Genomic DNA, 11,526 nt, shown 5'->3' with positions numbered 1-11,526 from the left:
CCGATATTCGCTTCATTCACCGTGCATCATGGATGCACGAACTACTCTCTCAAAATTTTGCCGCCGATCTGCATCAAATGCTGCATATCCGCGCTCGGCAGGCGCGACGCAGGTGCATGCGCATGCGCAGCGGGCGGTGCTGCACTCTCGTGGACAGCGGGTACTGCGGCAGGCGTTTCGTGCGCCACCACAGCAGGAGTCTCCGCCCCTTCCGTCACATGCGGCGGAAGTGGCGCAGCGGCAACCGTGGTCTGCGGAGTGGGCGCAGGAGCTTCCTCCACAGGGGACTGTACTGCCGGTATTTCTGCCCGCTCTTCGATTTCTGCGGCAGGCACGGCAGCAGGTTCTTGCACCTGTATGCGCCACAGCCCCCACAGCGCGAGGGCAACGAGAGTAAGTGCCGGCAGGAGGACACGCGCCCGACGGCGCAGGCGCGCACGGCGCGTCGATGTCGTACACGCAAGCTCGGCGCGGGCAAGCATGAGCTTTAGATCGCCCGACACATCGTCTGCCCCCGCGAGAGCATCCTCTGCCCCCGCAAGCCAGTCGCGTGCCGCCCGTATGGACCGCTTGCGCTCCTCGCGTTCGCTCTCCATCGTGCTCTCCCTCCCAACGATTATACTACACAGAAGCGATAGGATTCAATAAGTATAAAATAAATTGCGAATCACCAATGCTGCATGAAGCGCGAGAGCATCCCGCGAATCCGACGAATGCCGTTCTTCTGCAGGCGATAGACGTGCGCCGGCGTCACGCCGAGCGCATCCGCCATCGCGCCCGCACCTGCGCCGCCGATGGTCACGCCCTCGAGCACGAGGCGTTCGCGCACAGGGAGACGCTCCATCGCGTTGCCCACGACACCGACGAGCGCGTGGTGTTCGGCAAGCTCCGCCACGGACGGCTGCTCATCCATCAGGAGTTCCTTCGCCGTCTCATGGCTCTCCGTCTCCGCCTCAAGGCAGGGCAGATCGACATTCCCTTCACGCCGCAAAAAGTCACGGACGCGCCCGCGCACGCGATGCACGGCATAGAGACTGAACGCCGCCCCATAGTCCGGGTCATAGCGTTCCACCGCCTCGATCAGTCCGATCGTCCCCTCCTGCACCGCATCCATCGCGGCCGGCAGGGCACGGTACGGATATACCTCGCGAAAGACCAGCGGCTGATAGGCCTCGATGATGCGGCGGCGTGCCGCCATGTCGCCGTTCTCCTTATACGCACGCCAGAGCGCACGCTCCTCCTCTGGCGCGAGTTTTTGCACGGCGGAGAGTTTTTTCATATAGGCGGAAAACATGGGCACACCTCCTTTGCTAAAAAATACACAAAATAATCGATAGAACGCGCAGCAGGCGCCCCTTCCACCGCTTCGCGGTCCCCCTCCCCCGTACCGACGGGGGAGGCATGGGATAACGACGCACCAGCTTCCTCCCCCTACTGACGGGAAAGATAGGGACATGGTCAGAACCGAATCCGCGCCTCCATGCCGATGATCTGCTCCGAGCCCTCGCGGTCGTACGAGATGCCGAACGCATCGCTCAGATCGTACTGGATGCCATAGCGGCTCTTGTTCGCCGCCGCACCGAGCCCCTGCACATAGCGCACGAACACGCGGTCGCCGATGTACTTGCCGATTTCGAGATTGTACTCATTCCGCCGCTCTGCGTCGGGGACATCCTCCTTCGATTCAAACAGGCTGCCGCTGCCGCTCGACAGACGAAACACATCGAGATGCAGCATATTCTTCATCGAGTTTTCCACCTCGGAGAGCACGCTCATCTGCAGCCCGATCGCGAGCACATCCGCCGCACTGAATTTCCCCTCCCCGTTCTGAGACGCACCGCGCAGAGTCAGCATGCGGAGGATCTCCTCCTCCGGCATCTCGGGCGACGACCCGAGGCGAAAATCCATGTGGTCGAGCGGGCCGCGCGCGCTCAGATAGATGCGCATATTGGTCAGACGCGTCTCGGCATAGAAGTCAATCGTGGGCAGGAACGACTCCATCTGGTTGAACGTCGCCGTCCCCTCGTGGATCTTGAACACCGTCCGCAGGTAGCTGACCGTGTCGCCGCGTCGCACGCCGATCATGCCCGTCGTCTTCGGGTGACGCGTTGTTCCGCCGAAGTGAATCTGCCCCGACGGATGCATGTCGTAGAGATTCGGGCTGAAGAAATGCACATGCCGCCCGACAGATACCCCCACATCAAGAATGATGTTCGGAAGTTCACTGTCCGTATCGGGAATCGTTGGGATCGAGATGAGCGCGCGGTCGATATCGACCGTGCCCGATACCTTCGGCAGCGTCTCGCCCCAGTAGGTATCCTCCGTCAGCTTCAGCGCGCCCGTCAGGGGGCCGTCGTAGAACGACGTCTTGACTGAGAGCGCGTTCATCACGAGCATGAACTCATAGTTCGCAGGTCTTAGCCCACTCAGCCCCGTATGCCCCGTCAGGAGATAGCTGCCCGTGCCCATGCGCCCCGTGCACTCGCGTATGGCGATCGAATCGCCGAGCGCATCGACCTGCACCTCGATCTCCGTAATCGGTGTCTCAATCGCCTTGAGCTTCACCGCACCGTCCCTGATACGCAGTGAGCCGTTGATGCGCGGTGCGGCAAGCGAGCCGCGGATGGTCACCTCACCCTCGGTACGGCCGAGTGCCCACTCGATCTCCCGTGAGAACACGGGGAGCAGGGAGAGATCGGCGTGGTCGAGGGACAGCGTGAGATCGATCTGTTCGGCGGCACTGAGCATCTCATCCGCATCCGCCGTGAGCGCGTGCAGGGGGAGCGTCCCATGCACACTTACCGTATAGTCCACGCCGCCAATGTACTTATGCACCGTCAGCTGATTGACGCGGACAACGCTCCCGCGCACCTGAATCTCGCCTGCCAGCGCATCGAACGTCCCGCCGCGCACGCCCCCGTTTTTCGCCGAGAGCGACACATCGGCGACGGGACTTTGCGCCGTCCCGCCGACGTGCGCCGTGACAGACGCCGTGCCCGACACGGGTTCATCAATACCCGCCAGCCCCGTAAAGATCCCGAGGGCAATATCGTTCGCCGTGGCATCGACATCCATCATGCCGTTAAAATCCACCGTCCCCGATGCGGAGAACGAGCCGTCCCCCTGCTTTCCCGTGAGACGGTCAATCGTCAGCACATGGTTGGAGAGGGAGACATCCAGCGACGCATCAGTGACAGGATAGCCTGCGACCGTACCTGCGGCGATCTCCCCCGTTACGCCGAGGGACGGATTATCCCGCGTCCCGCCGACCCAGATATGGCTCGTGATTGACCCGCCGACGCGATCCTCCTTCTGATTGCCCAGCGCGAGGAGTGCCCCGACATCGAAATTCTCCACATCCATGGTGCCGCGCAGCACATCCGAGTGCGTGTCGTAGTGCAGGCGCGCCGACACCTTCCCTTTCTCCCCTTGATGGAAGCCCGTGCGATCGAGCGTGACGATGCCGTTCTCGTAGTAGACGAGGCTGTGTACCTTCGTCAGCGTCACGCCGTTCATCGTCACCTCGTCCGCCTTCAGATCACCGCGGAAGATGGGATACGAAATCGTCCCGCCGACCTGTCCGTGGAACACACCGTGCCCTGCGACAGGATAGGGGAATTTATGCGCAAACCGTTTGAAGTTCAGATCGCGCACCTCAGCGTCGAGATTGAGCACTCCCTGCGTACTGATTGTGCCGTTCAGCACCATGTCCACCATCGGGGAGTAGATGTGAAAGACCTGCAGGCGAATGACGCCGTCATCGAGGAAGTAGTCGCCGTCCATGCCCGAGAGCAATGCACCCGCGTAGCTGCCGCGATAGAAATGCACGTAGCCGACGGCGTGGGGATTGTCGAGCGTCCCCGTGAATTTAATGATGTTGTCGATGTTGCCCGTGATCGGCTGGTCGGGCGCGACGAGCGCCGCGACATCCTCCATGCGAGCCCCCATCGTGTCGATCTGCAGATTGATGCGCCGTTCTCCGGTAAAACCGATCGTGCCATTGACGAGCCAGACCTCGCGCCCATTCCGCTCCATCGAAAAATCGTGAATGCCGATGCCCGAGAGCGAGCCCTCCGCACGGAAGAGGAGGCTGTCAAACGGCTGGTACATCAGCTGTCCGTGCGTCGCTGAGACCTTCATGTCGACGTGCGGATCCGCAATATTCCCATGCACCTCGCCGCTGATGTCCGCGAGTCCTGCAAAGCTCAGCCGATCATCGAGGCGGTTTAGCAGGGAGAGATCGACATGGCCGCCGTAAAAGCGGAGATCGAGCGCCGCCCCGCCGCGGATCGTCCCCTCGACGCCAAGATCCGTTCCATGGGGAAGGTTTAGGCTGAGAAAATCAATCGTCAAATCCTGACCGCGCAGGGAAAAGGATGCATTCGCGCGCTCAATCGGCACGGCGCGGTACATCCCATCCAGCACCTCTGCACTGCCGTAAACGGCAAGCCCCGTGCGCTCCGTTCCTTGTCCCTCGATGCCGAGATCGGCAGAGAGTATGCCGCTGAGATCCGCAGGGAGCGGCAGCTGTGCGTCCGTCCGCAGGTGGTCAAGGGGAAGGCCCTCGATTTTCAGATGTGCCGCATAGGAGAGATCTGCCGCCGAAAGCGTGCCCTCACCCGCGATATTCCCGCCGAACGCCTCCGCTGCAAGATTTTGAAACGAGAGTATTCCGTCCGCGTATGCGACATCGGCATCGGCGCGGGTGACATCGATATCGCTGACCGTCCCGCCCTCTGCCGACACGTGCCCATCGACCGTCGGAGCATCCATCGTCCCCGTCACGCGGACATCGGCAGAGACAGTTCCCGTATAGGGGCTCTCAGCATAGACCGCCGCGGGGGCAAAGCGCTCCGCACGCACGCGCAGATCGAGATAGGGCGCATCCGTATCGAGGCGCACCGTACCGTCGACGCGCGCCGTCTGCTCCGCCGCCGTCGCCGTTGCCGCCACGAAGATAGCGCGCTCGTCAAAGCGCAGTGCCGCACTCGTCAGCGTCGTCTGCGTGCCGTAGAGATCGGCATCCGCCCGAACGCCCTCGATCCGCCCCTCCATCGTGCGCGCCCCGTCCACGAGACGCAGCCCCGCGCGCACGCGGTCAGCGTGCAGGGCACGGATCTGCACGTGCTCGGGCAGTGTCCCCTCGGGCAGTAGAGAGAGGAGCGGCGTCAGATCTGCATCATCTGCCGCGAGCTGCACATCCTGCACATCGCTCATTTTCTCCCCGCGTACGCGCAGGGGAATCCCCATGAACTGTGCCGAGGCATCGTAGGAGAATGCACCGCGGTCGACGTCCACCGCGCCGCTCAGATCGGTTAGTTCATAGCTGCGCCCTGCCACAACGGCGTCCGCCGTACCGTCTGCGATGCGGATGCGCCCGACAAAGGCACTCGGCTCCGCATCGTCCGAGACGAGATCGGCATAGTTCCACGAGCCGTCCTCCCGCTGCACGGGATGCGCATGCACGCCCATCAGCAGGATCTCATCTACCGAGGTCGCAGGGGATGAAAGCAACGAAAGCAGACGAAGCGTCACCCGCGCCCTGTCGGCGCGGAGGACTTCCTCCGTCTGCTTATCGTAAATCACAATATCATCAATGGCGAGTTCATGCAGAGAACGTATCTCCACCGCGCCGATCTGCACATCCGTCCCAAGCTGCTGCGACGCGATGCGCCCCGCCGCCCGTCCGACCTCTGCCATAAAGGCCTCTGCCCGCACAATATGGACAGCGACCGCCGCGCAGAGGAGCACTGCCGCCAGCGCAATCGCGCAGACCCATGTCCTCTGTCTCATAGAACTCCCCTAAACGGACATCCGCAGATGTCCGCCGTCTCACTTTGCCATCGTCATCTCGTAGGCTGCATTGGCCGCACGGACGCGCTCGATGGAGGCAGCTGCCTCCTCCGCCGTCGGTGCCGGCTCCGCGGGACGTACCTGCGCCCCCTTTGGGGTCTCGAGCACGGCATCCTCATGGAGCACGGCTGCCTCACGGGCGGCACGGGCGCGCTTGCCATGATCGATCACACGACGATACTGCATTGCATCGAGATCGACAGGCACGCCCATGGCATTGTCAAGCGCCGCTTTGCTCGTATTGTATTTGTAGAGTGCCGTCGCGTAATTCGTGCGCGCCGTCGTCAGATTGTCCGAGGCGCGCATGACTTCAAGGTTCGTCCCGACGCCCGCATTGTAGCGCACGCGGGCGATGTTGTAGTCCTCCTCCGCCTGCTTGACCGCCGTCTCCGTTGTCCCGATGTTCTGTTCGGCCGCACGCAGATTCAGGTACGCAGTGCGCACATCGAGACGAACGCGTTCATTTGTCTCTGCGAGAACCTCCTCGGCTTTGCGCAGCTTCGCCTTCGCTGCATGCACCTGCGCTGTCGTTGCCTCATTGTCGAAGATGCGCCACGTCGCACTCAGCCCCACGGTCCAGCTGTCCTTTGCCGGAGCACTGTTGTTAAAGGCATGCTCACCTGTGATTGAACGCGTCGCCGCTGCATTCACCGTCGGGTAGTGTCCGGCAGCAGCAGCTTCTACTCCCGCCTTTGCCTGCTCCACGGTGTATGCAGCCGCCGCACTGTCTGCGCGGTAAATGAGTCCGTAGTCCGTGCAGTCCGAAAGGGCAAGATCATACGCTGTATAACGCAGCTCATCGCTCGTCTCGAGTTCCGTATCCGTCGGCAAACCAATCACATTGTTCAGCGTCGCAACGGCGACGGCATAATCATTCTTCGCCGAAGTTAATGCCTGCTGCGCATTCGCAAGCTCCACCTCGGATGCGAGCACATCCGCACGCGCTACCGTTCCCGCACGGAACTGTGCGTTCACATCGTTAAGATGTTTCGTGAGCGTCGCGACTGCCTCCTCGCGCACCTGCACCATGTTGCGGGCCTGCAAAATATTGAAATAGTCCGTTGTCGCCGTCAGACGGACGGACTGCTTCGTCTGCTCAAGTGTAAGGTCTGCCGCACTTAGACCTTGGCGTGCGGCCTTGCGCTGGGCATTCTTTCCCGCATCAAAGACGGTGATCCCAACCGTCCCCGTATTGCTGAAGCTGTACTTATACGGCCAGTGCTGTGCTGCTACGGCTTTCCCGCCGGCACGTGCCCCCGTCCAGTCCCACGTCAAGTACGGTCCCATGCTGCGATTCGCCTGATGTAGCGTCTCATGCGCAAGATCCACATCCGCAAGAGACTCTTTAATCGTACGGTTGTTTGCAAGCGCCATCTGTACACTGTCCGCAAGGCTGACCTTCACCGTCTCCGCTGACACCGATGCGGAAAAGAATCCGATCGCTGTGCTGAGTGCAAGCGTCCGCAGGAGGCATCCTGCAAAATATCCCTTTTTCTTCAAATCCATTTCCTCCTCATTCGCTCCGTGGAAATGTATCCATGCCGTGACGAAAGAAATCCTGCTTACAGATTCTATTATTTTACCAGTTCCCCCCCTTTTTTTCAAATAAATTTATCCTTAGGCAAACGTTCACATGTCACCGACATAACGAAACGTTCGCACAGAACAGACAAGATGCAGCGTCCAAAACACTTTCAGACAACAAAAGACCGCCTGCCGGCGGTCTTTTGTTGGTTTAAACCAGCTCGATAATGGCCATCGGAGCGGCATCGCCGCGACGGGGACCGAGCTTCAAGATGCGGGTGTAACCGCTCTTCTTGTCCGTGTACTTCTCTGCGATTTCGCCGAAGAGCTTGCGCACGACATCCTCTTCCGCCAGAGCCGCAAGAGCCTGACGACGCGCACTGAGATCGCCGCGCTTCGCGAGCGTGATGAGGCCGTCGGCGAGGGAGCGCAGCTCCTTTGCCTTTGCCTCGGTCGTCTCAATACGTCCATGCTTGAAGAAGGATGTGAGGATGCTCCTGAAGAGAGCCTTGCGGGCCGCGGAATTGCGTCCGAGCTTTCTCATGTGTTTCCCACTCCTATCGTTATTCGTTGTCCTGTCTCAAGGAGAGTCCAAGCTCCTCAAGTTTTTTCTTCACTTCATCCAGAGATTTGCGTCCCAGGTTGCGCACCTTCATCATATCGTCCTCGGTCTTCTGCGCGAGATCGGCAACCGTATTGATGCCGGCGCGCTTGAGGCAGTTGAAGGAACGAACGGAAAGATCCAGATCATCGATGGTCATCTCGAGCACCTTCGCGCTGTCGTCGACCTCCTCGGGCGGGAAGTTCGGAACTTCCTCCTCCTCCTCGACCACGCTGCCGTCCATGTTCTGGAACAGACGCAGGTGCATGACGAGGATCGCCGCCGCCTTGCTCACCGCTTCCTCAGGACGGATGGAGCCATTCGTCCATACCTCGAGGATGAGACGGTCATAGTCCGTGACGTTGCCGACACGCGTGTCCTCTACCGTGTAGTTGACACGCTGCACAGGTGAGAAGATGGAGTCGATGGGGATGACGCCGATGACGTCATCCGGTTTCTTGTTCCGATCCGCCGGAACGTAGCCGCGGCCGCGCTCAACGGTCATCTCGATCTTGAGTTTCCCCGTCTCCCCCATCGTTGCAATATGCAGTTCGGGGTTGAGGATCTCAATGTCGCTGCCGCACTCGATGTCGGCGGCGGTGACTTCGCGCGCGCCGGCCGCCTCGATGCGGATCGTGCGCGGCTCGCTGTCCTGCATGCGGATGCAGAGCTGCTTGAGTGCCAGCACGATGCTCGTCACATCATCCCGTACACCGGGAATGGTGGAGAACTCGTGCAGAACGCCGTCGATTTGGATGGAGGTGACCGCCGCTCCGTCCAAGGACGAGAGCAGCATCCGCCGCAGACTGTTGCCGAACGTCGTGCCGTAGCCTGGCTCGAGCGGCTCGCAGATGAAGCGGCCGTAACGTCCGTCCTCGCTGATCTCTGCGATCTCGATTTTCGGTTTCTCGATATCTGTCATCTATGTGCCTCCTCCATAATAAACGCGTAATGCAGACACATTCACATTCATTATTTGGAGTAAAGCTCGACGATGGCCTGTTCGTTGACCGGAACGTCAATCTCCTCACGATGGGGGAAACGTGTCACCGTGCCCGTCAGGTTTGCCTGATCGGCAGTGAGCCATGCGGGTGCGGAGAGTGCATTGCTGCTCTCCTTAAGCTCCTTGAAGAACGCGCCGGAGCGGCTCTTTTCGGCGACCTCGATCACATCGCCCTCATGGACGAGTGCGGAGGGGATGTCGACGCGCTTGCCGTTCACCGTGAAGTGTCCGTGGCGGACAAGCTGACGTGCCTGACGGCGCGTGTTAGCGAGGCCGAGGCGGAACACGACGTTGTCCATGCGGCGCTCGAGGAGGCAGAGGAGGTTTTCACCGGTGACGCCGGACATCTTCTTTGCCTTCTCATAGTAGCCGCGGAACTGACGCTCGAGAACGCCGTAGATGAACTTCGCCTTCTGCTTTTCCTTGAGCTGAAGTCCGTACTCAGAGACCTTGCGGTTCGTGCGGCGGAGCTGACGCGTCGACTGGCGCGAACGACCGAGGGTCGCCGGCTCGAGTCCGAGGGCACGGCAGCGCTTTAAGACTGGTACTCTATCAATTGCCATGTTGTTTCATCCACCTCCTGTTAGACGCGGCGACGCTTCGGCGGACGGCATCCATTGTGCGGGATGGGCGTCACGTCTTTAATCATGTTGACTTCAAGGCCCGTTGCCTGCAGCGAGCGAATGGCAGCCTCACGGCCGGCACCCGGTCCCTTGACATAGACCTCAACGGACTTGAGTCCGTGCTCCATTGCAGCCTTTGCCGCCGTCTCTGCCGCCATCTGTGCAGCGAACGGCGTGCTCTTGCGCGAGCCGCGGAAGCCGAGACCGCCCGCACTCGCCCACGAGAGCGCATTGCCGCTCTTGTCGGTGAGCGTGACGATCGTATTGTTGAACGTCGAGCTGATGTGTGCAACGCCCGACTCTATGTTCTTGCGAACTTTTTTCTTGGAACGTGTTGTTTTCTTAACAGCCACCTCTACGAGCCTCCTTTACTTTTTCTTGCCTGCGACGGCCTTCTTCGGGCCCTTGCGCGTGCGCGCATTGTTCTTCGTGTTCTGTCCGCGGACAGGCAGGCCGAGACGGTGGCGGCGGCCACGGTAGCAGCCGATATCAACGAGACGCTTGATGTTCATCTGAATTTCGCGGCGAAGGTCGCCCTCCACCACGGCGTTCTTGTCGATGGCATCACGAAGTCTGACGACTTCATCCTCCGTGAGGTCGCGCGTACGCGTATCGGGGTTCACGTCCGCAGCTGCGAGCAGCTTCTTCGCGGTCGTGAGACCAATGCCGAAGATGTACGTCAGCGCAATTTCAATTCTCTTGTCACGGGGCAAATCTACACCGGCAATACGTGCCATAAGTGCACCTCCTTTTTATCCTTGTCTTTGTTTATGCTTGGGGTTCTCGCAAATGACCATAACGCGGCCCTTGCGCTTGATGATCTTGCATTTTTCACAGATTTTCTTGACAGACGGTCTTACCTTCACTGCGCTTGCCTCCTTCCGTCTCCCTGCGCGCACGGGGCAGCGGAGCTGTGCCGCATACCCGAAAACGTCGATCTTATCTATTCTAGCATAAAAACTTCGTTTTGACCAGTTTTTCCTGCTAATCAGCCGAACGCCCTATAATCGGTGCTTTCCTCGTATTACTTAAAGCGATAGGTAATGCGTCCACGGGTCAGATCGTACGGGGTGAGTTCGATGGTCACCTTGTCGCCCGGAAGGATACGGATGAAGTTCATACGTATTTTTCCGGAAACATGAGCGAGGACGACGTGTCCGTTCTCAAGCTCGACCTGGAACATCGCATTGGGAAGCTTCTCAACAACTCTTCCCTCTACCTCGATGACATCCTGCTTTGACATTCTTCCCTTTCGCTCCTTTTACGCCTCAAGGACGGCGGCAAGATCCGCCTCCACCTTTGCGATGTCCTGTCGGCCGTCGATCTCCTTGTAGACGCCCGCTTTCTTATAGTAGTCGATCAGCGGACGCGTCGAGGACTCATAGACGGAAAGACGGCTCTTCATTGTCTCCTCGCTGTCGTCGGCACGCTGGTAGGTCTCACCACCGCAGTCGTCGCAGACCCCCTCCACCTTCGTCGGGTTGAACTTCACGTGGTAGGAATGTCCGCAGCTCTTGCAGATGCGGCGTCCGACAGCGCGCTCGATGAGATCGGCGGCGGGGACGCTGATGTTGAGAACGGCGGTGAGTGCCATCCCGTTGTCCTTCAGGATCTCTGCGAGGGCATCCGCCTGCTCGACGGTGCGCGGGAATCCATCGAGGATGAATCCCTTCTCCTTGCAGTCCAGCTTACTGAGCCGCTCACGCACGATGCCGATGGTGACGGAATCGGGAACGAGCTTCCCTGCGTCCATGTAGGACTTCGCCTCTTTGCCGAGGGGGGTCCCCTCTTTCACGGCTTCACGAAACATATCGCCCGTGGAGATGTGAAGAACATTGTAGCGTTTTACAAGGTTTACCGCCTGCGTGCCCTTGCCGGCACCCGGGGGACCCATCAAAATGATCTGCATAGGGATCTCCTTC

12 protein-coding genes are annotated in these 11,526 nt (G+C 60.0%); all 12 read right to left on the bottom strand.

The features are described from left to right. Nucleotides 1–41: 41 nt before the first annotated feature. The 12 genes from HMPREF9166_RS10015 to HMPREF9166_RS09960 all read right to left on the bottom strand — a co-directional run bounded on the left by HMPREF9166_RS10015 (nucleotide 42) and on the right by HMPREF9166_RS09960 (nucleotide 11,513). Nucleotides 42–596: a hypothetical protein gene (locus HMPREF9166_RS10015; protein ID WP_009753897.1), complete on the bottom strand. Its 555-nt coding sequence runs from the start codon at nucleotides 594–596 to the stop codon at nucleotides 42–44. 71 nt (nucleotides 597–667) lie between these two features. Continuing rightward, the gene (locus HMPREF9166_RS10010; RefSeq protein WP_009753896.1) at nucleotides 668–1,294 is read right to left on the bottom strand and encodes a sigma-70 family RNA polymerase sigma factor; all 627 of its coding nucleotides are present in this window, start codon (nucleotides 1,292–1,294) and stop codon (nucleotides 668–670) included. 164 nt (nucleotides 1,295–1,458) lie between these two features. Further along, nucleotides 1,459–5,793 carry a translocation/assembly module TamB domain-containing protein gene (locus HMPREF9166_RS10005; RefSeq protein ID WP_009753895.1) on the bottom strand — a complete coding sequence of 1,445 codons (4,335 nt, stop codon included), beginning with the start codon at nucleotides 5,791–5,793 and terminating at the stop codon, nucleotides 1,459–1,461. Nucleotides 5,794–5,832: 39 nt separating this feature from the next. Further along, nucleotides 5,833–7,359 (bottom strand): TolC family protein, encoded by a 1,527-nt coding sequence (locus HMPREF9166_RS10000; RefSeq protein WP_009753894.1) that lies wholly within the window; start codon nucleotides 7,357–7,359, stop codon nucleotides 5,833–5,835. Nucleotides 7,360–7,588: 229 nt separating this feature from the next. Beyond that, nucleotides 7,589–7,921, bottom strand: coding sequence for a 50S ribosomal protein L17 (gene rplQ / locus HMPREF9166_RS09995; protein ID WP_009753893.1), 333 nt, complete (start codon nucleotides 7,919–7,921; stop codon nucleotides 7,589–7,591). Nucleotides 7,922–7,940: 19 nt separating this feature from the next. After that, nucleotides 7,941–8,900 (bottom strand): DNA-directed RNA polymerase subunit alpha, encoded by a 960-nt coding sequence (locus HMPREF9166_RS09990; protein ID WP_009753892.1) that lies wholly within the window; start codon nucleotides 8,898–8,900, stop codon nucleotides 7,941–7,943. A 50-nt stretch (nucleotides 8,901–8,950) separates the two neighbouring features. Beyond that, on the bottom strand, nucleotides 8,951–9,544 hold the full coding sequence (gene rpsD, locus HMPREF9166_RS09985) for a 30S ribosomal protein S4 (RefSeq protein WP_009753891.1): 594 nt from the start codon (nucleotides 9,542–9,544) through the stop codon (nucleotides 8,951–8,953). 20 nt (nucleotides 9,545–9,564) lie between these two features. Next, entirely contained in the window at nucleotides 9,565–9,957 is a 393-nt protein-coding gene (gene rpsK, locus HMPREF9166_RS09980) for a 30S ribosomal protein S11 (protein WP_006307536.1), read from the bottom strand. 15 nt (nucleotides 9,958–9,972) lie between these two features. Further along, nucleotides 9,973–10,341 (bottom strand): 30S ribosomal protein S13, encoded by a 369-nt coding sequence (gene rpsM / locus HMPREF9166_RS09975; protein WP_009753890.1) that lies wholly within the window; start codon nucleotides 10,339–10,341, stop codon nucleotides 9,973–9,975. A gap of 15 nt (nucleotides 10,342–10,356) precedes the next feature. Continuing rightward, nucleotides 10,357–10,470, bottom strand: coding sequence for a 50S ribosomal protein L36 (gene rpmJ / locus HMPREF9166_RS09970; protein WP_006307538.1), 114 nt, complete (start codon nucleotides 10,468–10,470; stop codon nucleotides 10,357–10,359). Between the two features lie 158 nt (nucleotides 10,471–10,628). After that, nucleotides 10,629–10,847: a translation initiation factor IF-1 gene (infA, locus tag HMPREF9166_RS09965; RefSeq protein ID WP_006307539.1), complete on the bottom strand. Its 219-nt coding sequence runs from the start codon at nucleotides 10,845–10,847 to the stop codon at nucleotides 10,629–10,631. Nucleotides 10,848–10,865: 18 nt separating this feature from the next. Continuing rightward, complete coding sequence (locus HMPREF9166_RS09960) at nucleotides 10,866–11,513, bottom strand: adenylate kinase (protein WP_009753889.1); 648 nt, start codon at nucleotides 11,511–11,513, stop codon at nucleotides 10,866–10,868. Nucleotides 11,514–11,526: the final 13 nt, after the last annotated feature.

Origin of the sequence: Selenomonas sp. oral taxon 149 str. 67H29BP (genome assembly GCF_000146365.1) — a bacterium.
In the GTDB taxonomy this organism is placed as follows: Bacteria; Bacillota; Negativicutes; order Selenomonadales; family Selenomonadaceae; genus Centipeda; species Centipeda felix.
The sequence above is the reverse complement of the archived record's forward strand: the minus strand, read 5'-3'. Positions and strand labels throughout refer to the sequence as shown.

Bases quoted from the DNA above. Each gene is read 5' to 3' on its own strand.
- HMPREF9166_RS10005 (WP_009753895.1), bottom strand. From the start codon at position 5,793: ATGAGACAGAGGACATGGGTCTGCGCGATTGCGCTGGCGGCAGTGCTC.
- HMPREF9166_RS10010 (WP_009753896.1), bottom strand. From the start codon at position 1,294: ATGTTTTCCGCCTATATGAAAAAACTCTCCGCCGTGCAAAAACTCGCG.
- rplQ (WP_009753893.1), bottom strand. From the start codon at position 7,921: ATGAGAAAGCTCGGACGCAATTCCGCGGCCCGCAAGGCTCTCTTCAGG.
- rpsD (WP_009753891.1), bottom strand. From the start codon at position 9,544: ATGGCAATTGATAGAGTACCAGTCTTAAAGCGCTGCCGTGCCCTCGGA.
- rpsM (WP_009753890.1), bottom strand. From the start codon at position 10,341: ATGGCACGTATTGCCGGTGTAGATTTGCCCCGTGACAAGAGAATTGAA.
- HMPREF9166_RS10000 (WP_009753894.1), bottom strand. From the start codon at position 7,359: ATGGATTTGAAGAAAAAGGGATATTTTGCAGGATGCCTCCTGCGGACG.
- HMPREF9166_RS09960 (WP_009753889.1), bottom strand. From the start codon at position 11,513: ATGCAGATCATTTTGATGGGTCCCCCGGGTGCCGGCAAGGGCACGCAG.
- infA (WP_006307539.1), bottom strand. From the start codon at position 10,847: ATGTCAAAGCAGGATGTCATCGAGGTAGAGGGAAGAGTTGTTGAGAAG.
- HMPREF9166_RS10015 (WP_009753897.1), bottom strand. From the start codon at position 596: ATGGAGAGCGAACGCGAGGAGCGCAAGCGGTCCATACGGGCGGCACGC.
- HMPREF9166_RS09990 (WP_009753892.1), bottom strand. From the start codon at position 8,900: ATGACAGATATCGAGAAACCGAAAATCGAGATCGCAGAGATCAGCGAG.